This window comes from Acinetobacter sp. YH12102 (assembly GCF_013419125.1).
Taxonomy (GTDB): domain Bacteria; phylum Pseudomonadota; class Gammaproteobacteria; order Pseudomonadales; family Moraxellaceae; genus Acinetobacter; species Acinetobacter pseudolwoffii.
Map to the genome: position 1 here is coordinate 90599 of NZ_VPAS01000001.1, position 22939 is coordinate 113537.

Consider the following 22939-nt stretch of genomic DNA (forward strand, 5'->3'; position numbering starts at 1 on the left):
AAAAAATAGAGGCATTCAAGCCATAAATCTAACAAACATGTAATGGTAGTAGTGAATAATGAGTGAAGCTGTTCCCTCGGTTGTGGCGATTGACATTGGGACACACAAAGTTTCAGTTTTGATTGGCAAGGTACACGCGCCAGACAATATCCAAGTGATTGGTATGGCTACCGCTCGTAACCGAGGCATGAGTAAAGGGAAAATTGTCAGTCTCGATAAAGTTATTACCGCAATTAAAAATGCCGTCCAAGAAGCAGAAGATATGGCGGAGTGTCGGGTGCATTCTGCTTGGGTTTCTATTCCAAGTGCCGAATTAAAAAGCTTTTATGCTTCAGGTCGAACCTCGATCGACAATAGCGAACATGCGATTACCACCAGCGAAGTGGTTCGTGCACTGGAGTTGGCCAAAGCCAGTCATTTGACTTCAGACCATTATCTGGTCAGTGCTGTGCCTTTGGGCTTCGAGCTGGATGACTCATCAGAGTGGGTGCTGAATCCGATTCGGATGTCTGCACATAGCATGACTGGTCATTATCATCTGATGATGCTGCCGATTAGCACCATGCAAAATATTGACCGTGCCCTCAAGGGCGCCAATATTGGTGTGGAGAAAATGGTGGTCTCAAGTCTGGCAACTGCTGAGGCCAGTCTGCTCAAAGATGAAAAAGAATATGGCGTCTGTCTGGTCGATATCGGTGCCGGCACCACCAATGTGGCGGTGTATGTGGATGGTCGTCTGGCCTTAACCCATACCTTCCAGCGTGGTGGCGAGCATGTGACCCGTGATATTGCGGCGGTGTTGCAGACCACGACCGAAGAAGCTGAACGCCTGAAACTGCTGTATGGCTGCGTAGACCTGAAAGTGGTTAAGCCTGACCATATGATTCAGTTTCAGGGGATTGATGGGCCACAAACCATCAGCCGGATTGAGCTGACCGAAATTATCATGGCGCGTTATGACGAAATTCTTGGATTGGTGCGTGATGAACTGGTGAAAAATGGCGCGATGCAGGGCTTGTATCATGGTGTGGTCCTGACCGGTGATGCCAGTCATATTGAAGGTATGGTGAGTTTTGTACGCCGTACCTTGGGTGTGTCAGCTCATTTGGGTAATCCACCAACGCAGGTGTATGCCGATGAACAGCATCAGGCAGCGCTACGCCGTTCGCAATATAGTACGGTCGCGGGTTTGCTGATGTTTAGTCAGAGTGATACTCAAGACACGATTGTAGAACAGGATGATGTAGAGCGATTATCGTTAACTCAGCGCGTCAAGCGGGCTTGGTCTGGCTTTAATGACACCTTGAAATCAATCTTTTAAGTCGATTTTTATTGTGAATATTGTTGAGAAGATGTAGTTAATCGGGCTTGTACTTGACAAGTTAACGCATGAGCAGCATTCTTAAAAACAATTTTATTAAGATTAAGGCAGTGTACGGGCTTAGTGACTGCCAATTATGAATTAGGAATTTTATAGGTCATGGCCTCATTTGAATTTTTCGAAGACGATCATAGCGATAGCAATGGTCAAGCCCGTTTCACTGTGTTTGGTGTAGGCGGTGCGGGTGGTAATGCTGTACAACACATGTTGCAGTCCGATATCCAGGGCGTAAAGTTTGTTTGTGCCAATACGGACAAGCAGGCACTCGATCGCATGGAAGCCGAATTTAAAATTCAGCTGGGTGAGCAAAGTACCCGTGGTCTGGGTGCAGGTGCCAATCCGCAAGTGGGTCAGACTGCAGCAGAAGAAAGCCGTGAACTGATCCGCCAGCAGCTTGAAGGGACCGATATGGTCTTTGTCACTGCGGGTATGGGCGGTGGTACCGGAACGGGTGCTGCGCCAGTGGTTGCTGAAATTGCCAAAGAAATGGGTATCCTGACGGTTGGTGTGGTGACGACGCCATTCAACTTTGAGGGCAAGCGCCGTTTACAATCTGCGGAAAAAGGCATTGAAGCGCTTGAGCAGCATGTCGACTCATTGATCATCATTCCAAATCAGCGTTTATTGAAAGTCTTCCGTGATATTTCAATGAAAGATGCCTATAAAAAAGCGGATGATGTGCTACTGAATGCGGTACGCAGTATTTTTGATCTTGTGGTACGTCCGGGTCATATCAACCTTGACTTCGCCGATTTGAAAACAGCGATGAGTACTCGTGGTTATGCCATGATGGGTGTTGGTTTAGGTCGTGGTGAAAACCGTGCCCGTCAGGCTGCTGAACAGGCTATCCGTAGCCCATTACTCGATAACGTAACCATCATGAATGCCAAAGGTATTCTGATTAACGTAACGGGTGGCGATGATGTCACTTTCGGTGAAATTGAAGAAATCACCGATGTCGTGAACCAGATTGTCGATTTGGATGAAGGTCAAGTGTTCTACGGTACGGTATTTGATCCGGATGCACGTGATGAAATCAGTGTGACCGTGATTGCAACGGGTTTAACCCGTCATGCAGCGGATTCAGTTGAACCGACCAAACGTACCAATGTACAGGCAACGCGCCCAGCAGCAGCCTCACAGGCTATGGTAGAAGATGATGATGTACCAGCGATTCAGCGCCAACAGCATGAAACCGCTACGCCAGCGAATGCTGCAGCATCAGTTTCAAGCCCGCGTCCAACGCCAATGAGTATTCAGGATTATCTTAAGAATCAACAGCGTAAATAACATGTAACATCATGTGTTTACCATGATTACACAGGAAAGGTGGCTTTTAAGCCACCTTTTTGTTTTTTCTCAATGGCCAAATATGCTAACGTATAGCGGTTTTATTGATGAACAGATGAAAGAAGCATGTTGAAACAACGTACCCTGAAACGTATCGTGAAAGCGAGCGGAATCGGTCTTCACAGTGGGCAAAAAGTCATGATTAACTTTGTGCCGCACCATGCCGATGGGGGAATTGTGTTTCGTCGTATTGACCTGAATCCGCCGGTCGACATTCCTGCCGATGCGATGCTGATTCAGGAAGCTTTCATGTGCTCGAATCTGGTTCAGGAAAATGCCAAAGTCGGTACGATTGAACATGTCATGAGTGCGATTGCCGGTTTAGGAATTGATAACCTGATTATCGAAGTCTCTGCCTCGGAAGTGCCGATTATGGATGGCAGTGCAGGCCCGTTTATCTATTTGCTCATGCAAGGTGGTCTGCAAGAACTGGATGCTGCGAAAAAATTCGTCAAGATTATTAAACCGGTTGAAGCACTGATTGATGATAAGCGTGCCATTTTTAGTCCGCACCATGGCTTCCAGCTGAATTTCACCATTGATTTTGATCATCCTGCTTTTAAAAAAGAACATCAGTCCGCCAGTATCGATTTCTCGACTGAAACTTTTGTTTATGAGGTTAGTGAAGCACGTACCTTTGGTTTTATGAAAGATCTGGATTATCTCAAAGCCAATAATCTGGCACTGGGAGCCAGTTTGGAGAATGCCATTGGTGTGGATGAAACCGGAGTGGTGAATGAAGAGGGTCTAAGATTCTCTGATGAATTTGTACGCCATAAAATTTTGGATGCAGTCGGGGATTTGTATCTGCTTGGACATCAGATTATTGCCAAATTTGATGGTTATAAATCTGGACATGCTTTGAATAATCAGCTGTTGCGCAATGTGAAAAGTGATCCAAGCTGCTATGAAATTGTAACATTTGATGACGAGGCCAATTGTCCAATCATGTATGTGAATGTGACATAAGTCATTGTGTTTGTGTCTTTATGTTTTAGTTATTGCGCCAATAGTGTGACATGTGTCGCATAATACTGCTTTTCTAATTTATTACATTTGATTGCTATGTTACTTTTTATTGCTTGCCAAACGTAGCAAAGCTTGGCTAAGCTTAGGGTCGCTTATAAAGTCAGCTGCACCACGAAGTAATTCCTGTGTTTCTGCATTTAAGGCTCTTTCAGGTGTTGCTGCAACAGGTTGCGTTTGTGAAGGATTCCGCAAACAAACTTGAAGTTTTGTAAGATCTGTTAATTCATTTATTTGAGAGAGTTGTGAAATGTATTGCTTTTGAAGATAGGCCAATTGACTGATCATGGCCTGGTTTTCACCGGTAATCGTTAACACACCATTTTGATAGCACACAACTTGCCAGCGTTCCGGTTGGGGCAATAGCGGTTGTACGAGTTTCGTAAGTTTCTGCCAGGCAGCAACTTGTGATGAGAGAAACGAAAAGTTTCCTGTTTTTATCTGTTTTCTGGTTTGTTGAAAAACGTTGACAGGTTCCGACATACATAATTCCTACATGTTTATGTCTTAATCTTATGCGCTTCTTTTAGTGGATATCAAGGATAGAGATCTTCAAGGAACTCGATTAAAGCAGTTTAGAGAGGTTTTTTATGCATATGCGACGTATTTTGTTGGCATTTTCTTTATCAGTTTCAGCTGCTTCGGTAGCCTTTGCAGATTTAGTCAATCTAAATCAAGAAAATGGTTCAACAGATCGTATCGAGCAATTGACGCGTACTCTGGCACAGGGTGCATATACTCATCCAGATGATATCGATATTCCGGCGCAAACCAAATTGAATGTCCAGCTACGTGAAAAGCCAGTTGAGCTTAACAATCGCACGCTGGCACAGAAGTATGCAAATACCTCATCTAATCGAGCTGCTGCAAATAGTGCTTATTCCTGGCTGATCGCTCATCCCTTACCCAATTCTCGCGTAAGTTCAAATTACGGTGGTCGTACCATGGGTGGCCGTGCTGAAAATCACTCAGGTCTTGATCTTGCAGCGCCAAGTGGTACACCAATTTATGCCACAGGCCCAGGTATTGTAACCAAATCAGGTTGGGGTACGGGTTATGGTCAATATGTTGAAATCAATCATGGCAATGGCTATTTAACACGTTATGCTCATGCTTCACGTCTTATTGCACGTGTGGGAGAGCAGGTACAGGCAGGTGATCATATTGCCAACGTTGGCTGTACTGGCCGCTGTACCGGTCCACACTTGCATTATGAAGTAGTAAAAGACGGTCAACGTAAAAACCCATCTACTTATTTGGCTATGTTACCTTAAGTATAGACCTGAATTTCTATTAGGCTCTTTATACATAAGCATCTCTCCAATAAGCATTTCAAAGCGATTAAGCTAAGGCTCTTCAACCCACATTGAAGGGTTCTTCAGATAATCGCTTTTAAGTCTGATATTATCACCAACTATTATAATGAATGTATAATAAATCTCCTATATTGACTATTTTTTGTTATGTTGTGTAATTAAACGTCACCAATCATTTAGTTCCTAAATAGTACTGCCAAATCGCATTCAGCCAGAGCCATACCTGCTGAGGTCTCAAATATGGTACATATAAGACATTAAATTAGGCTTTTAGGAACTGTAGATTATGGCGTTTTATGGCGATACAGACGCGCAAGAAACCCAAGAATGGCAAGATGCATTTGACTCTGTTTTGCAACACATGGGTACCGAGCGTGCAGCATTTTTATTAGAAAAACTTTTTCAACGCGCAATTGCAAAGCATGTTCCTATTCAGCGTTTAAATACTCCCTACTTAAATACGATTTCGGTTGAAGAACAACCGGCAATGCCGGGCGACCAGGATATGGAACGCCGGATTCGTGCGCTGGTTCGCTGGAATGCCTTGGCAATGGTATTGCGCGCAAATAAAACCGGTGATGACCTCGGTGGTCACTTGGCCAGCTTTGCCTCTTCCGCAACTTTATATGATGTCGGTTTTAACCATTTTTTCCGTGCCAACAGTGACAGCTTTGGCGGCGATATGATCTATTATCAAGGTCACTGTGCCCCCGGTATTTACGCGCGTTCGTTTTTAGAAGGCCGTTTGACTGAAGATCATCTGAATAATTTCCGTCGTGAAGTCGGTGGCAAAGGTTTGCCATCTTATCCGCATCCTTATTTGATGCCGGATTATTGGCAGTTCCCAACGGTATCGATGGGTTTGGGCCCAATCATGTCGATTTATCAGGCGCATATTCAAAAGTACCTGATGAACCGTGGCCTGATCAAAGAAGAAGATCGTAAGGTCTGGGCTTATTTGGGCGATGGCGAGATGGACGAGCCAGAAAGCCTCGGTGCAATCTCGCTGGCAGGTCGTGAAAAACTCGACAACCTGATCTGGGTGGTGAACTGTAACTTGCAACGTCTGGATGGTCCGGTACGTGGTAATGGCAAGATCATTCAGGAACTTGAGTCACTATTCCGCGGCGCAGGCTGGCGTGTGATTAAAGTGGTGTGGGGCCGTCATTGGGACCCATTACTGGATAAAGATAAATCTGGCGCACTCAAAGCGGTGATGGAAGAAGCGGTTGATGGTGATTTCCAGCGTTACCAGGTCAAAGGTGGGGCCTATGCACGTGAAAAGTTCTTCGGTAAATACCCAGAAGCCAAAGAGCTGGTCAAGGATTTAAGCGATGAAGATATTGATAATCTGAACCGCGGTGGCCACGACCCGTACAAAGTTTTTGCTGCCTATGCTGAAGCTTGTACTGCCAAAGGTCAACCGACCGTGATTCTGGCGAAAACCGTCAAAGGTTATGGCTTGTCAGAAGAAATCGAAGCAGTCAACAAAACACACCAAATCAAGAAGATGCAAATCAACTCTTTGAAATACGTGCGTGACCGCTTCAACCTGCCATTTACCGATGAGCAATTGGAAGAAGTGCCATTCTATCGTCCAAGCGAAAATTCGCCTGAGCTGAAATACATGAAAGCACGTCGTGAAGCATTGGGTGGTTATCTGCCGGCACGTCGGAAGGAAAGCGAGCAACTGGCGATTCCTGAACTTTCGGTATTTGATTCGGTCTTGGCGGGTTCAAATGGTAAAGAACAGTCGACCACAATGGTGATGGTACGTTTAATCTCTGCGCTTCTTAAAGAGAAAGCAATTAAAGACCGTGTTGTTCCGATTGTGCCAGATGAAGCACGTACTTTTGGTTTGGAGGGCATGTTCCGCCAGCTCGGTATCTATGCTGCGCATGGTCAGAAATATACGCCTGAAGACCAAGAACAGTTGATGCATTATCGTGAAGCCAAAGACGGACACATGTTGCAAGAAGGAATTAACGAAGCCGGCGCCATGAGTGCCTGGGCCGCGTTAGGCACCAGTTATTCAACCAATAACCTGCCAATGATCCCGATGTACATGTACTACTCGATGTTCGGTTTCCAGCGTATCGGTGATATTGCATGGGCAGCCGGTGATGCACAGGCACAAGGTTTCTTGCTCGGTGCAACTGCAGGTCGTACTACACTAAACGGCGAAGGCTTGCAGCATCAGGACGGTCATTCCCATATTCTGGCCAATACCATTCCAAACTGTGTCTCTTATGACCCATGTTTTGGTTATGAACTGGCAGTGATCGTGCATGACGGTTTACAACGTATGTATGTCAATCAGGAACGTGTGTTCTATTACCTGACCGTGATGAACGAAAACTACGAGCATCCGGAAATGCCAAAAGGTGTTGAAGAAGGCATCAAGCGTGGTATGTACTTACTGGAAGAAGATGAAAAAGCCACGGTTCAGTTACTGGGCTCGGGTGTGATCCTGCGTGAAGTGATCAAGGCGGCGAAGATTCTGCGTGAGGAATATCAAATTCACTCAAATGTCTACAGTGTCACCAGCTTCAATGAACTGGCACGTGATGGTATGGCATGTGAAGAATACAACCGCCTGCATCCACTGGCTGAGGATGTGAAAGAAGCATGGATATCGAAACAGCTACGCGGTACCGAAGGTATTGTGGTGTCTGCAACTGATCATATGCGTGCCTATAGCGAACAGATTCGTGCCTATCTTCCAGATGGCCGCCCATTTGTGGCACTCGGTACCGATGGTTATGGCCGTTCAGATACACGTGGTAATTTACGTAGCTACTTCGGTGTCGATGCTGCCCATATTGTGGTAGCAACTCTGAAAAAACTGGCAGATGAAGGTGAAGTTGATCCGCGCCTGGTGAAAGACGCGATCTCGACGTTTGAGCTGGATACCGATCGTCCGGTGGCTTGGGCACCGCAAGACACCCCATCTGTACATGCTGTTGCTGACTACAAAGAGGAGAACTAAGCATGCAAATTACGACTCCCGATATTGGTGTAGATCAGGCAACCGTGGCCGAAATTCTGGTCAAAGTCGGTGATACGATTGCGATTGATGACAGCATCGTGCTGCTTGAATCTGATAAAGCCTCTGTTGAAGTGCCCAGCACTTCAGCAGGGGTAGTGAAAAGCATTCTGGTCAGCCAGGGTGATGAAGTGGCTGAAGGCACTGTACTGATTGAACTGCAAGCTGAAGATGGCAGTACGGATGTGGTCGAGCCACAGCAAGCAGATGCCTCACAAAAAACCTCAGAAAATACGCCGACGTCTTTGCCTGATCAGGAAATCATGCAAGAACTGGCATCACATCAGCCAAAAGTTTCTGCTGCGCCTGAGGCTCAAGCAAGTTCACAAGTGGTCGATGTGCAAGTCCCCGATATTGGTGTAGAGAAAGCCACTGTCGGTGAAATTCTGGTCTCTGTCGGTGATGAAATCGAGGTGGATCAAAGCATCGTGGTGGTGGAATCGGACAAGGCGACTGTTGAAGTGCCAAGTACGGTTGCAGGTACGGTGGAATCCATCGACATTAAAGAAGGCGACACGATTAAAGAAGGTGTGGTGATTCTAAAAGTGAAAACTTCAGGATCGATCCCGACTGTTGCAGCAGAAGTGCCAAAAGCTGAAGCTGCGCCAGTTCAAGATGCTAAAGCGGAGCCAGTGGCTCAAGCTGCAGCAGCACCTGCGGGTGATGTTGAAGTGATGGTGCCTGATCTGGGTGTAGACAAAGCAGCTGTGGCTGAAATTCTGGTTTCTGTCGGTGATACGGTTGAAAAAGACCAGAGCATCATTGTGGTGGAATCAGACAAAGCCACGGTTGAAGTGCCAAGCACAACTGCTGGGGTGATCAAGGCGATTCATGTTGAGCTGGGACAAAATGTCTCTGAAGGCATTGCACTGATAACAATTCAAGCTGAAGCGCAAGCAGAGGCTGCACCTGTTGCGGCTAAAGCGGAAGCACCGAAAGCAGCTGTTGCACCAGTAGAGACCACCAAAGCAGCACCTGCGGCATCTTCTACTCCAGCGGTGGCGACCTCTGACAATGCCGACAAGCTGACGAAAGAGCAGAATGTCGCCAACTCGAAAGTCTATGCCGGCCCTGCTGTACGTAAACTGGCACGTGAACTGGGCGTAGTATTGTCAGAAGTTCAGGCTTCAGGTTCCAATGCCCGGGTGATGAAAGAAGATCTGAAGGCTTATGTCAAAGCGCGCCTGACTACGCCACAGGCGGCTCCTGTAGCCGCTGCTGCTCAAGCCACAGGTCTACCAAAATTGCCAGACTTTAGTGCTTTTGGTGGTGTGGAAGAAAAAGCCTTGACGCGTTTGCAACAAGTGTCTATTCCGCAGTTGTCGCTGAATAATTTCATTCCGCAAGTGACCCAGTTTGATGCAGCCGATATTACTGAACTGGAAGCGTGGCGTAATGAGCTGAAAGGCAACTTCAAGAAAGAAGGCCTGAGCCTGACCATTATGGCCTTCATCATCAAAGCAGTTGCGCACTTGTTAAAAGAAGAGCGCGAGTTTGCTGGTCACTTGGCCGATGATGGCAAGTCAGTCCTGCTACGTAACGAGATCCATATGGGGATCGCGGTGGCAACGCCAGATGGTTTAACGGTTCCGGTATTGCGTCATCCCGATCAGAAGTCGATTAAACAGATTGCCACTGAGCTGGGAAGCTTGGGTCAAAAAGCGCGTGACAAGAAATTGTCGCCAAAAGATCTGCAAGGGGCGAACTTTACCATTACCAGCCTGGGCTCAATTGGTGGTACTGCATTTACGCCGCTGGTGAACTGGCCGCAAGTGGCAATTCTGGGAATTTCACCTGCCACCATGCAACCCGTCTGGAATGGTGAAGGCTTTGATCCACGCTTGATGCTACCGTTGTCTTTGTCATACGATCACCGTGTGATTAATGGTGCAGATGCTGCGCGTTTCACCAACAAGCTGACCCAGCTGCTCAAAGATATCCGTACTTTATTGATTTAATCTGATCAGATTATTTCAATCATAGACCCTGCTTCGGCGGGGTTTATTTTTGCCACATTGAAAAATAATGGATTTGATTCTATACTTGGCGCACTTCATTGGGGAGTAGCCGCCTTTTGCGCAAAGCAGAAGGGTGATGGTCAACATATTTGTCCTGAACCGGACATGGTCATCATAGCAAAAAACCAAATGAGCTTCTCGAAGCTTTCTTTTGTTGGCAAGACCTTTGATTTACCACTCTGCAGATTTTGGCTAGCAGGAGCGGTGAGTCATTGGTATTGGATGCTAGCCAGAGAAAGACCTCATGTATGAATTCTTACTGTCGACCGCAATTGTGGCACTGGCTGAAATGGGTGACAAAACCCAACTGCTGGCTTTGCTGCTTGCCGCACGTTTTCGCAAACCCGTTCCTATTTTAGTTGCTATTTTATTGGCGACGCTGATTAACCATGGCCTTTCTGCGGTATTGGGACAATGGATCACCACGGTGATTGGGCCGGAAGTGTTGCTGTGGATTGTGTCGATTGGTTTTATTGCGATGGCGGCCTGGATGCTGATTCCGGATGAACTCGGAGATGAAAATGCCAGTATCAATAAATGGCAAAAATTCGGGGTATTTGCTGCGACCTTCATTTTGTTCTTTCTGGCAGAAATTGGCGATAAAACCCAGATTGCCACAGTCGCGCTGGCAGCACGTTTCGATAGTATATTCTGGGTGATGCTCGGTACCACTTTGGGGATGATGCTGGCCAATGCACCTGCGGTATTTCTAGGAGATAAACTGGCGAACAGGCTGCCGATCAGCCTGATTCATAAAATTGGCGCGGCCATTTTCCTGGTGATTGGTGTCGCCACTCTGCTTCAATATTATTTATTTTAAAAATACAGTAATAATTGCATGAATCCTGAGCTAAAAACTCAGGATTTTTTATGCCTAAAATAAGCTTAAAACTTTGATAAGTAGTGTGATATGGCCAGTTTTATTGATTGTAAGTTCAACTAAATACTTATATGTTATATGGGTATAAAACAGCACTTTTAAATTTAAATCGGGGAATATATACATGGTTTTTGAACGCACCACATCGCAGGTCCTGTTTGATAACGGGACACATAAATGCATCAGTTTTACCAGTCTGGTCAAAGGTGAAGGCGTTCAGGCAAACCAGTTTTTAATCATTGATAACGAGCGGGCGGCGGTACTCGATCCGGGTGGTGATCTCACCTATGTTCCGCTAACCATGGAACTGAATAAATACACCCGGTTGACCAATCTGGATTATGTCATGGCTTCGCATCAGGATCCTGACATCATTACTTCGATGCCACGCTGGCTGGTATATACCGATGCCAAAGTGGTGGCTTCCAAGCTCTGGGCGCGTTTCTTGCCACATTTAAACTCGGCTTTTATGAGTGACCGGATGAAAGGCAACTGGCTAGATCGGCTGGTCGAGCTCCCGGATCATGGTCAGATCATTCCTCTGGGTAATGCCAATATTGTGGCGGTACCAGCGCATTTTCTGCATTCAGTCGGCAATTTCCAGTTTTATGATCCGATTGCCAAGATCCTGTTTTCGGGAGATATGGGCGCATCGATGGTCGATGATGCTGCCAAACCATTGGAAAACTTTGCGGCGCATATCCCAAAAATGAAAAGCTTTCATCAGCGTTATATGTGCAATAACAAGGTGATTCGTCTTTGGGTGAACATGGTGCGGGGCATGGATATCGAGATGATTGTGCCGCAGCATGGCACGCCTTTTATGGGTAAAGAGCAGATCACCCAGTTTCTGGACTGGATTGAAACGCTGCAATGTGGCACCGACCTGATGGACGAAACTGTTTTTACCTGTCCTGAATAGTTCACAGAAAAATAAAATTTTTCTTGTGTAGAAAAACAACATTTTTTATATTTCTTCTCCAAAAAACTTTTTTTTGATCATGAGAACTTATAAGAAATGTTATCTCAAGTTCCAACACCAGATGCATGTTTAAGCTGCGGGGCGTGCTGCGCCTATTTCAGGGTTTCGTTTTACTGGGCTGAAGGGATTCATATGCCTGAGCATTATACGGAACCTGTAACAGCAGTTTATTCATGTATGGCTGGAACCAATCAAAAAAATCCACGCTGTATTGCACTGGATGGCACCATCGGCCAGCAGGTCAGTTGCGGTATGTATGAGCTGCGCAGTTCATCCTGCAAAGAAGTACAGATCGCCGATGATCAATGCAATAAAGCCCGTTTGGCACATAATATGTTGCCTTTTATTCAGATTGAAAATGATGAAGCTGACAATGATGACAGTTTTGAATACGTCAGCTAAATCGACCCAAAGCAGAGTTTAGGCTCTGCTTTTTAGCTTTTTAAAGTATCGGGATTGAGTTCAAGCATCAGGCTACTGTGGTCAGTTCTTTTCTGATGTCGTATTTCTCAAATTGATTCACTGGAAAAAATCCAGCCCTCAAAACTATTTTAATGCAAAAATAATTTTGCAATTGCAATGAAATTTAAGTCGATATTTGTTTATAATAGTGCACGGAAATTACCAGTGAGACTGTTATGTTGACCATCGTTCAAGACGCGTTAACCTTCGATGATGTCCTATTACTCCCTGCCTATTCTACTGTTCTCCCAAAAGATGTCTCTCTAAAGACACGCCTGACCCGTGGCATTAACCTGAATATTCCTCTTGTGTCTGCAGCGATGGATACGGTGACTGAGTCCCGTATGGCAATTGCAATGGCGCAAAACGGTGGTATCGGTATTTTGCACAAGAACATGGATATCGCTGTTCAGGCTGCAGAAGTGCGCCGTGTGAAAAAATTCGAAGCGGGTATGGTCAAAGACCCGATTACAGTTACTCCTGAAACCACAGTACGTGAATTGATTGCTTTGACTCAAGCCAACAATATCAGTGGTGTACCAGTGGTGAAAGATGGCAAAGTGGTCGGTATTGTGACAGGTCGCGATACACGCTTTGAAACCAATCTTGAGCAGCCAGTCAGCAACATCATGACTGGTCAGGATCGTCTGGTAACAGTTCGCGAAGGCGAATCGAAAGAAAATATCCAAGCCTTATTACAGCAGCACCGTATTGAAAAAGTATTGGTGGTGAATGATCAGCAAGAGCTGAAAGGCTTGATTACGGTGACAGATTTCCGTAAAGCTGAACTTTATCCAAACAGCTGTAAAGATGATTTAGGTCGTCTACGTGTCGGTGCTGCAGTCGGTACCGGTGCAGAAACTCCAAGCCGTGTTGAAGCGCTGGTTGAAGCCGGTGTCGATGCGATTGTTGTCGATACAGCACATGGTCATTCTGCGGGTGTGATCGAGCGGGTACGTTGGGTGAAAGCCAACTATCCACAAGTTCAGGTGATTGGCGGTAACATCGCAACTGGCGATGCTGCATTGGCCTTACTTGATGCAGGTGCGGATGCGGTTAAAGTCGGGATTGGTCCGGGTTCAATCTGTACCACACGTATTGTGGCCGGTATTGGTATGCCGCAAATTTCTGCAATCGATTCTGTGGCCAATGCGCTGAAAGATCAGATTCCGTTGATCGCGGATGGTGGTATCCGTTTCTCTGGCGATATGGCCAAAGCGATTGGTGCGGGTGCAAGTACCATTATGGTTGGTTCATTGATGGCCGGTACTGAAGAAGCACCGGGCGAAGTTGAATTCTTCCAAGGCCGTTACTACAAAGCCTACCGCGGTATGGGTTCGTTGGGTGCCATGGCGGGTGCAACCGGTTCGGCTGACCGTTACTTCCAGGACTCTAAAGCCGGTGCCGAGAAACTGGTTCCTGAAGGCATTGAAGGTCGCGTACCGTACAAAGGTCCAATGGGCAATATCGTGCATCAGATGATGGGCGGCCTACGTTCTTCGATGGGTTATACCGGTTCTGCCGTGATTGAAGACCTGCGTCAAAATGCCAAGTTTGTGAAAATCACTTCTGCCGGTATGTCGGAATCACATGTGCATGATGTGACCATTACCAAAGAAGCACCCAACTATCGCGTGGGTTAATCTCCTGTGATTTAAAGTTTTTAAAAGCCGTCATGCAAATGACGGCTTTTTTATTTTGGTGTAAAGTGTGGCACAGGGAAAAAATGGGTGAGATCAATCATCCGCTAAGAAGTGAGATAAAGATGAGTTATTTTGGTACTGACGGTATTCGTGGAAAGTTTGGCGAATTGCCGATTACCCCTGAGTTTGCCCTGAAATTGGGGTTTGCAGCCGGTAAGGTTTTAAAGCGTCATAGTAAAAAAGCCAAGCCCTTGGTGGTTTTGGGTAAAGATACCCGTTTGTCTGGCTATATCCTGGAAGCCGCCTTGCAGGCAGGTTTAAATGCGGCTGGCGTCTATGTTCATCTTTTAGGCCCACTGCCAACACCGGCGATTGCCCATTTGACCCGCGCCTTGCATGCCAGCCTGGGAATTGTAATTTCTGCTTCGCATAATCCGTATTTCGATAACGGTATTAAGTTTTTCTCGGCGGAAGGCAAGAAATTACCGGATGCCTTGCAAGAAGAAATCAATCAGGAACTCGAACAAGATTTCATCATTGAAGATACCGCGAGCCTGGGTAAAAGTATCCGGGTCAAAGATGCCAATGGTCGCTATATTGAATTCTGTAAATCGACTTTCCCCTATCATCTGGACTTGAATGAACTCACCATTGTGGTGGATTGTGCCAATGGTGCCGCCTATAACGTCGGGCCTGCTGTGTTCCGTGAGCTGGGCGCACGTGTGATTGCCATTCATAATGAACCGACCGGGTTAAATATCAATAAAGACTGTGGTTCGACTCATCCTGAAAGCTTGCAACAAGCCGTGATCCAGCATCAGGCCGACTTAGGTGTTGCTTTTGATGGCGATGCCGACCGTGTAGTTCTGGTGGATAAGTCTGGAAAGCTGATTGATGGCGACCATATTCTGTATATTCTTGCCACGCAAAGCTCGAAAAAGCCGGCAGGTATCGTCGGTACCTTAATGAGCAATATGGCACTGGAACTGGCACTGGAAAAAGCTCAAGTGCCATTATTACGTGCCAAAGTCGGCGACCGTTATGTGTTGCAAGGTCTGGAAGAAAACGGCTGGACGATTGGTGGCGAGCCTTCTGGGCATATTCTGACCTTGGACAAGAGCACCACCGGCGATGCCATTATTGCCGCCTTGCAAGTGCTGACAGTCATGGTTGAACAGAAGAAAGCCCTGCATGAGCTGGTGGCTGATTTTCAACTGTTGCCAAATGTCCTGGTCAATGTGCGTTTAGATGCCATGTTTGATCCTTATTCAGTACCGGCCTTGGCCGCTGAATTTGAAAAAGCCGAACAGCAGCTTAAAGGGCGTGGCCGCTTGTTGATTCGTAAATCAGGTACTGAACCGGTGATTCGTGTCATGGTGGAAGGCGAAGATTTAAGTGAAGTGACTGCACTGGCAAATTCATTAGCTGATGCTGTACGTGCCAATGCCGCTTAGAGGAAGAAAGAATGAGTGATCTGATCAAAGATCTGAGTGAGCTACGCCTGAATTATCAGAAAGGCGAGCTGCAAGAACAGCAGGTCAACCCGAATCCGCATATGCAGTTCTTGCAATGGTTTAACCATGCACTAGAAGCGAAGCTGCATGAACCCTATGCCATGTCATTGGCAACGGCGGATGCTCAAGGTCGTCCGCATGTGCGTACCGTATTACTGCGCGGGGCGACTGAAGCCGGCTATGACTTCTATACCAATTATGACAGCCAAAAAGGTTTGGATCTGGCCGAAAATCCGTATGCTGAATTATTGTTCTATTGGCAGGATCAGGAACGTCAGATTCGGGTGAGTGGTAAAGTCATCAAGATTTCTGAACAGGAGTCGACTGATTACTATCATAAACGCCCACGTGACAGCCAGATTGCTGCGCATATCAGCACCCCGCAAAGTGGGGTAATTGCCAGCCGTGAAGAGCTGCAACAGCGTTTCTGGGATTTGCATAATCAGGTGGCGAATCAGCAACAGCTGGATAAACCGGAGTTTTGGGGCGGTTATCGTCTCGAACCCGATTATTATGAATTCTGGCAGGGCCGTCCGAACCGTCTGCATGATCGTTTAAGCTATGAGATAATTGACGGTGCATGGCAATTGCAACGCTTGATGCCTTGATTATGCCAAAAATCATGCCAAAACTTGACATCAAACAGCGCCCCTTTCTGACCCGTCCTGAAAATTTTCAGGGTGTTCCAGCGTTTGTGGCTGAAATTCTGGCCCGTCGCGGGGTGGAGTCCGAGCAGGAACTTGAGCTTAAACTCAAGCATCTGCTGGCACCGACCATGAAAGGCCTGACGGATGCGATTCAGTTGATCGATCAGGCAATTGATCGTGGCCAGAAAATCGTGATTGTCGGCGATTACGATGCCGATGGTGCAACCAGTACTGCACTCATGGTGCTGGCTCTACGTGATATGGGCGCCAAGGTCGAGTATCTGGTACCAGACCGTTTTAAGTATGGCTATGGTCTGACTGCTGCCATTGCCGATCTGGCTTTCGTCAATTTCACGCCTGATCTGCTGATTACCGTGGACAATGGTATTTCCAGCCATGCAGGAGTGAAACAGGCGCAAGATCATGGTATGCAGGTGATTATTACCGATCATCACCTGACCACCAAGCCGACACCTGAAGCCGAAGCGGTGGTCAATCCGAATCAGCTGGGTTGTGATTTCCCCAGCAAAGCCTTGGCCGGGGTCGGGGTGGCGTTTTATGTGCTGGCCAATCTGTCGACCCATCGCAAAAAACTTGGAAAATCGACCACTCAAATTATTCATTATCTTGATCTGGTGGCACTCGGTACTTATGCCGATGTCGCCAGTCTGGACTATAACAACCGGATTCTGGTCGATGCGGGCCTGAAACGGATTCAGCAAGGGCAGTGCCGCGCAGGGATCAGTGCGCTACTGGATATTGCAAAACGTGATCCGGCAGGTCTAAAAGCGCAAGATCTCGGTTTTGTCTTAGGGCCGCGAATTAATGCAGCCGGACGGATGGAAACCATGGACATCGGGATCGAGTGTCTATTGGCACCTGATCTGGCCACGGCCTATCCATTGGCTGAACAGCTGAATCAACTGAATGTTGAACGCCGTCAGGTCGAAGCTAAAATCAAGCAGGACGCTTTAAACGAACTTGAGAAAATCCAGCTAGACGAAACTGAATTGCCGGCTGCATTAATCATGTTTGAACAGCATTGGCATCAAGGTGTCATTGGTATTGTGGCGGGGCGTTTAAAAGAGCAGTTTCATCGTCCGAGTATTGTCTTTGCCGTAGATGAAGATGGGAGACATATCAAGGGTTCGGCGCGTTCGATTGAAGGGATTCATATCCGTGATGCGATTGAACAGGTGGCGGAGCAATATCCACATTTAGTCAGTCATTTTGGCGGGCATGCAGCAGCAGCGGGTTTAACCCTGAAAAAAGAAAATTTTTCTGAATTTAAGCAGGTCTTTGAAGCACTGATTGCTACGATGGACGCGGATTTATTCACTGCGACTTTATGGACGGATGGGGAGCTATCCGCTTCGGCTTTCCAGATCGAAACAGTCGATATCCTGCAACATTTAAGTCCGTGGGGGCAAAAATTCCCTCCACCTATTTTTGAAGGGATCTTCAAGATTATGGACTATCGTTGGCTCAAAGATGTACATCTTAAATTACGCGTGGCTTTGGAAAATGGGCAGGTGATTGATGCGATCGCCTTCAATGCAGCCGATAAATATGAATTTGATCCGATGAAAGATACGCGCTTGGTGTATGAGCTGGATAAAAATGTCTTTAATGGTAATGTCAGCCTGCAAATGCGGATTATCCATTTAGAACAATAGGCCATAAAAAACCGCTCGAGTGAGCGGTTTTTTGACTTTTAATCGGAATGATTAGAAGCGGAAAGTACCATTGATACCAAACGAGTCAATACCGTCAGTTGTGTGGTAATTTACACCTGCTGCAATAGTTGGCGTAAAGAATTTTTGAGCTTTAATACCGAACAGTGTATCTGAACCATCTGCAGTAGAATCAGCAATAGATAGACCTACACTGAGAGTTGGATCGATATAAAGATCAGCAGCTAAGCGATAGGTTGTTTCATCACCAATATAAGTTAAACCTTCAAAATTGGTGAAATGATTGCCAATTTGAGTCACGTATTTGGCACGTAAAGATAATGTAGTGTCATCACCTACAGTAAGTGCATTTGAAAGATTTGCGGTGAAACCATAGTTTGCCACTTGAACTGGGTCTACGCTTTCATTTGCGGCACCTACTGCTAGCAACAAGCCAGTAACTGGTAGGTAACCTACTTCAAGCGCATAACCGGTATTATCGTCACCTGCAAAATCAACTTGGTTAATAGTACCGCTTACATAAAATTGAGTATTTGGAATATAAAACTCACCACTTACACCAAACACATCAATATCTTCATCGCCATCACCGCTTGCATTTGCATAACCTAAGCCAATATTACTTGCTTTATTTAGGAAAGCCGCTTCTGCAAGTGGAGAGTTCTTAACTTGAACATCATTTAAATAATATTTTCCATTGATGAAAAATGTATCTAGATCCCCAAGGTTATCGATATCAGTGTTTTCATACCCTACATTAAGTTCAGCTTGGTAAGCATGTGCAGTTCCTAGGCTAGCAAGAAGTGCTGTAGCAAGAGCAAGTTTCTTAAACATTTAGATTTTCTCTCTTTGTTATAAAAATATGACTGTATTATTAACAGTTGTAACAAATTGTACAGTTTATATTCGCCCAGTCAATGTGCAAAAAATACCTAAATGCTGGTTAAAAGTGCAATAAAAAAACCCATCCGAGGATGGGTTTTTTTATAAATGACTAATTTTGGGTTTTAGATTAGAAGCGGTATTTCGCTGCTACACCAAATTTGTTGTAATCATTGTTGCCTACTTCACCAAAACCAACTCGACCTTCCAGGCTCACTTGCTGGTTAATGAATTTACGAGCACTGATCCCGAACTCATTGGTATCTGTAAGGCCAAGATCTTTACTTGCATAATCTACACCAACACTGAGTGTCTTATCGATAAAATAGTCTGCTGCCAGATTGTATTCATCTAGATCACCAAAGCCTGCGCCAGCTTCCAGGTTGATATCTTTACCATTACTAAGTGTAGTCACATATTTAGCACGTAATGTTGGATCTACGCCGTCATCATAGTCATTATCATAACCTTTTAAACCGGCAGCAATTAATAGGCCCGGTGCTGGAAGGTAACCAATTTCAGCACCATAAACGGTTTGATCAGAGTTAGGGCCAACGTCGCGTTTAACATCATCACGACCAACATTACCACTTAGGTAGAAGTCTGAATTTGGTACAAAATATTCAGCGCCTACGCCGTAACGATGACGGTCATCATTACCGATTTCATCATATTGATATTGAGCACTTACATTGCTGGCACGATCAAGAAACGCTGCCTCTGCTAATGGTGAATTACGTGTTTGAACTGGATTGAAGTAATATTTACCATCGACACCGAAAGAACCGCTAGTTCCGCCGAAATCCGGGTCAATTACTCCTGCTGATGCACCAATTTCTGCCTGGTAAGCATGTGCTGCTGTACCTGTCATTGCTATTGCTGAAAGTAGTGCCGAAGCAATCGCTAATTTTTTCATGGTTACTACCCCTCAAATCTTTAGTTAAAAACATTACACTTTTTGTTACAACTTTCAGTCTAGAGCAATTTCAAAGATCGTCAATCAAAGGAAAGTTACAGCAATGTGAATAGCGTAATCTTATGTAATCTTTTCTAAATAAGTAACTGAATAATAGAATTAAATTTATAATGTAGTGTTTTATTAAAACTGTGTAGATATTGTGGAATGTATTGAATTTGCTGATTTTTTATTCAATTTGGTAGGTGTTTTTAGACGATAAAATCAAATGAAAAAGTATATTTTGATAATGAATGCGAGATGCGAAATCCGATCAAGCTTCAGATCAAAACGACATTTAATAACCGATTCAATTGTCAAAAATTTCCTGACGAAAACATAACTCTAAATTGGGATGACATTCGAGCTTTGGACTGGATCCATCACACTGAAATAGCAGAAATAGACTGTGCTATAATATGGGGCTAAATAATTTGTGCCTAATTTTGATTGAGAGTAATTCACGTGGAAATTAATCCGTATCTAAACCAATTAAAAGACTTAAACGAACGTGGTCAAACACTACGGGGGTATCTTTGACTACGATCTGAAAAAAGAGCGTTTAGAAGAAGTCCTGCGTGAATTAGAAGATCCCACCATCTGGAATGACCAGAGTCGTGCTCAGGCAATGGCCAAAGAAAAAGGCGAACTTGAGAACGTATTAAATGTGCTGGATGGTTTGACCACACAGCTGGAAGATGCGCAGGCCTTGCTTGATCTGGCAGTGGAAGCGGATGATGAAGGCTTACTGGAAGATGTACAGGCTGAACTGACTACAGCTGAAGAAGAACTGGCTAAACTTGAATTCCGTCGTATGTTCAACAATCCGATGGATCCTAATCCTTGTTATTTAGAAATTCAGGCCGGTTCGGGTGGTACTGAAGCGCAGGACTGGGCATCCATGCTCATGCGGATGTACCTGCGCTGGATTGAACGTCATGGCTTTAAAGCAGAAATCATGGAAGAATCGGACGGTGATGTTGCAGGGCTTAAATCAGCCACGATTCGTGTAGACGGTGAATATGCCTATGGCTGGTTACGTACCGAGTCAGGCGTACATCGTTTAGTGCGTAAATCGCCATTTGACTCGGGCAACCGTCGTCATACCTCATTCTCGGCTGTGTTTGTTTCGCCTGAAGTCGATGACAATATTGAGATCGAAATTAATCCGGCAGATGTGCGTACCGATACCTATCGTGCATCGGGTGCCGGTGGTCAGCATATTAACAAAACGGATTCTGCGGTTCGTTTAACGCATGCACCGACCGGGATTGTAGTGGCCTGTCAGAACCAGCGTTCACAGCATGCCAACCGCGACCATGCCTGGAAGCAGTTACGCGCCAAACTTTATGAACGTGAAATGCAAATTCGTAATGATGCTGCAAAAGCGCTGGAAGATACCAAGTCTGATATCGGCTGGGGAAGCCAGATTCGTTCATACGTTCTGGATGATTCACGTATTAAAGACTTACGTACCAGTGTCGAAAGTTCCAATACCGGCGCGGTTCTGGATGGCGATCTGGATAAATTTATCGAAGCAAGCTTGAAACAGGGCTTGTAAGAAATCGTTTAAATAGCTGGCGTAACCAAGTTAGTACAGACTGTGACTCTTATATCTAAATTTATCGATATATAAATCGATAAAATGCGATATAATCGGTTTAGATGCTGAAACAAGTTTTGTTACGCCACAGATTGTGATGTACCTATGGATCTTGATCTAATTTTTAAAGCCTTAGCCAATCCGATACGCCGGCAGATTCTGGAATGGTTGAAATCGCCAGAACAATATCTGTCTGTGGAAGAGTGTGGCGGCTTTCAACGCGGGGTCTGTGCAGGGCAGATTGAAAAGTTAGGGCAAGTCTCTCAGTCCACCATGTCCAATCATTTGTCTGTCTTGCAGCAGGCCGGGTTAATCACCGCGACCAAGCATGGCCAATGGTCTTATTTCTCGCGTAATGAAGCTTTGATTCAGCAATATATCGTCTATATGCAACAACACCTTTAATCCAACAGGTGGGAGTACCGATGGCTGAATTAAATTCTCCTTTAACGCTCGGCGCGTTAGAACTTAAAAACCGTGTCATCATGGCACCGCTTACGCGTAGTCGTGCAACTGACGACCGCGTACCAACGCCAATGATGGCCGAATACTATGCACAACGTGCAAGTGCCGGTTTAATCATTTCTGAAGCCACGGTGATTTCTGAAGAAGCCAATGGTTACCGCAATACTCCTGGTCTCTTTACTGATGCGCAGGTAGCAGGCTGGCAGCAGGTGACTCAAGCGGTACATGACCAAGGTGGCCTGATTGTGGCGCAGCTGTGGCATGTGGGCCGTGTGTCTGATCCAGAACTGTTAAATGGTGAAACGCCAGTATCGGCGAGCAGTGTACAACAGGCCGGTCATGTCAGTTTATTACGTCCAAAACGTCCTTATGTGTTGCCGCGCGCGCTGGAAATTTCTGAAATTCATGCGATTACCGAACAATATAAACAGGCGGCAATTTGCGCCAAAGCTGCCGGTTTTGATGGAGTTGAACTGCATGCCGCCAATGGTTATCTGATTGACCAGTTCCTGCAAACCAAGACCAACCAGCGTGAAGATGAATACGGTGGTTCAGTCGAAAACCGTGCCCGTTTCCTGCTGGAAGTCATGGATGCACTGATTGATGTCTGGGGTGCAGGCCGTGTCGGAATTCATTTGGCACCGCGTGGCGATGAACACGATATGGGCGACAATGATCCACGTGAAACCTTTGGTTATGTGATGGAACAGTTGGGCAAGCGCCAGATCGCGTTCTTCTTTACCCGTGAATATCTGGCGGAAGACAGTATCTCGGAGTATATGAAACAGCGTTCAAACGGCGTGCCGTATATGGCCAATATGCGTTTAAGTCGTGACGATGCGATTGAATTGCTGGCTTCAGGCAAAGCAGATGCGGTAGCTTTTGGTAAGGCTTATATTGCCAATCCGGATTTATACGAGCGCCTACTCGAAGATGCACCGCTAAATGAACTAAAGCTGGAAAATATGATCGGAACCAATGTCGCAGAAGGCTATATTGATTATCCGACATTGGCTGAAGCAGACGCTTTAACTACTGTAGAATAATCTAAAAATGAGCCACATCGATTAACATG

19 protein-coding genes and 1 riboswitch are annotated in these 22939 nt (G+C 45.7%); of the genes, 16 read left to right on the forward strand and 3 right to left on the reverse strand.

Features of this window, described 5'->3' with window-relative positions; translation table 11 throughout:
- Window positions 1–58 precede the first annotated feature (58 nt).
- The 3 genes from ftsA to lpxC all read left to right on the forward strand — a co-directional run bounded on the left by ftsA (window position 59) and on the right by lpxC (window position 3700).
- Entirely contained in the window at window positions 59–1321 is a 1263-nt protein-coding gene (gene ftsA, locus FTU42_RS00465) for a cell division protein FtsA (protein WP_005095026.1), read from the forward strand.
- 159 nt (window positions 1322–1480) lie between these two features.
- On the forward strand, window positions 1481–2671 hold the full coding sequence (ftsZ, locus tag FTU42_RS00470) for a cell division protein FtsZ (protein WP_180082897.1): 1191 nt from the start codon (window positions 1481–1483) through the stop codon (window positions 2669–2671).
- A 126-nt stretch (window positions 2672–2797) separates the two neighbouring features.
- Window positions 2798–3700, forward strand: a complete 903-nt coding sequence (gene lpxC / locus FTU42_RS00475) for a UDP-3-O-acyl-N-acetylglucosamine deacetylase (protein WP_005095032.1) — start codon at window positions 2798–2800, stop codon at window positions 3698–3700.
- A 99-nt stretch (window positions 3701–3799) separates the two neighbouring features.
- Here the strand turns inward: lpxC and FTU42_RS00480 are convergent, their stop codons facing one another.
- Complete coding sequence (locus FTU42_RS00480; protein WP_005095034.1) at window positions 3800–4240, reverse strand: DciA family protein; 441 nt, start codon at window positions 4238–4240, stop codon at window positions 3800–3802.
- A 107-nt stretch (window positions 4241–4347) separates the two neighbouring features.
- Here FTU42_RS00480 and FTU42_RS00485 point away from each other — a divergent pair, with 107 nt between their 5' ends.
- The 10 genes from FTU42_RS00485 (at window position 4348) to recJ (ending at window position 17941) form a co-directional block, all read left to right on the forward strand.
- Window positions 4348–5031: a M23 family metallopeptidase gene (locus FTU42_RS00485; RefSeq protein ID WP_005173245.1), complete on the forward strand. Its 684-nt coding sequence runs from the start codon at window positions 4348–4350 to the stop codon at window positions 5029–5031.
- 328 nt (window positions 5032–5359) lie between these two features.
- A complete protein-coding gene (gene aceE, locus FTU42_RS00490) occupies window positions 5360–8062 on the forward strand; it encodes a pyruvate dehydrogenase (acetyl-transferring), homodimeric type (RefSeq protein WP_180082898.1) in 2703 nt (900 codons plus the stop codon).
- A 2-nt stretch (window positions 8063–8064) separates the two neighbouring features.
- Window positions 8065–10077, forward strand: a complete 2013-nt coding sequence (locus tag FTU42_RS00495; protein WP_159138385.1) for a 2-oxo acid dehydrogenase subunit E2 — start codon at window positions 8065–8067, stop codon at window positions 10075–10077.
- An 88-nt stretch (window positions 10078–10165) separates the two neighbouring features.
- A riboswitch (yybP-ykoY riboswitch) is annotated at window positions 10166–10293 on the forward strand.
- 88 nt (window positions 10294–10381) lie between these two features.
- Entirely contained in the window at window positions 10382–10957 is a 576-nt protein-coding gene (locus tag FTU42_RS00500; protein ID WP_005173234.1) for a TMEM165/GDT1 family protein, read from the forward strand.
- Window positions 10958–11141: 184 nt separating this feature from the next.
- Window positions 11142–11939, forward strand: coding sequence for an MBL fold metallo-hydrolase (locus FTU42_RS00505; protein WP_074383865.1), 798 nt, complete (start codon window positions 11142–11144; stop codon window positions 11937–11939).
- 96 nt (window positions 11940–12035) lie between these two features.
- Window positions 12036–12401 carry a YkgJ family cysteine cluster protein gene (locus FTU42_RS00510; protein ID WP_074383866.1) on the forward strand — a complete coding sequence of 122 codons (366 nt, stop codon included), beginning with the start codon at window positions 12036–12038 and terminating at the stop codon, window positions 12399–12401.
- 236 nt (window positions 12402–12637) lie between these two features.
- Window positions 12638–14104, forward strand: a complete 1467-nt coding sequence (gene guaB, locus FTU42_RS00515) for an IMP dehydrogenase (RefSeq protein ID WP_005095051.1) — start codon at window positions 12638–12640, stop codon at window positions 14102–14104.
- Between the two features lie 122 nt (window positions 14105–14226).
- Window positions 14227–15558, forward strand: a complete 1332-nt coding sequence (gene glmM / locus FTU42_RS00520) for a phosphoglucosamine mutase (protein WP_034608847.1) — start codon at window positions 14227–14229, stop codon at window positions 15556–15558.
- 11 nt (window positions 15559–15569) lie between these two features.
- A complete protein-coding gene (gene pdxH / locus FTU42_RS00525) occupies window positions 15570–16226 on the forward strand; it encodes a pyridoxamine 5'-phosphate oxidase (protein ID WP_159138384.1) in 657 nt (218 codons plus the stop codon).
- Window positions 16227–16240: 14 nt separating this feature from the next.
- A complete protein-coding gene (recJ, locus tag FTU42_RS00530) occupies window positions 16241–17941 on the forward strand; it encodes a single-stranded-DNA-specific exonuclease RecJ (RefSeq protein ID WP_180082947.1) in 1701 nt (566 codons plus the stop codon).
- A 51-nt stretch (window positions 17942–17992) separates the two neighbouring features.
- On the opposite strand, the gene FTU42_RS00535 is transcribed toward recJ, so the two are convergent.
- Window positions 17993–18793 carry a putative porin gene (locus FTU42_RS00535; protein ID WP_180082899.1) on the reverse strand — a complete coding sequence of 267 codons (801 nt, stop codon included), beginning with the start codon at window positions 18791–18793 and terminating at the stop codon, window positions 17993–17995.
- A 178-nt stretch (window positions 18794–18971) separates the two neighbouring features.
- A complete protein-coding gene (locus FTU42_RS00540; protein ID WP_159138382.1) occupies window positions 18972–19757 on the reverse strand; it encodes a putative porin in 786 nt (261 codons plus the stop codon).
- 504 nt (window positions 19758–20261) lie between these two features.
- Here FTU42_RS00540 and prfB point away from each other — a divergent pair.
- The 3 genes from prfB to FTU42_RS00555 all read left to right on the forward strand — a co-directional run bounded on the left by prfB (window position 20262) and on the right by FTU42_RS00555 (window position 22910).
- Window positions 20262–21357 (forward strand): peptide chain release factor 2 gene (prfB, locus tag FTU42_RS00545; protein WP_100329506.1). Its coding sequence is split into 2 segments (ribosomal slippage): window positions 20262–20333 and window positions 20335–21357, totalling 1095 coding nucleotides; the frame shifts between segments, so codons are not numbered across the junction.
- A gap of 147 nt (window positions 21358–21504) precedes the next feature.
- Window positions 21505–21804 (forward strand): helix-turn-helix transcriptional regulator, encoded by a 300-nt coding sequence (locus FTU42_RS00550; protein ID WP_005095064.1) that lies wholly within the window; start codon window positions 21505–21507, stop codon window positions 21802–21804.
- Window positions 21805–21824: 20 nt separating this feature from the next.
- Window positions 21825–22910 carry an alkene reductase gene (locus tag FTU42_RS00555; protein WP_005173209.1) on the forward strand — a complete coding sequence of 362 codons (1086 nt, stop codon included), beginning with the start codon at window positions 21825–21827 and terminating at the stop codon, window positions 22908–22910.
- Window positions 22911–22939 lie beyond the last annotated feature (29 nt).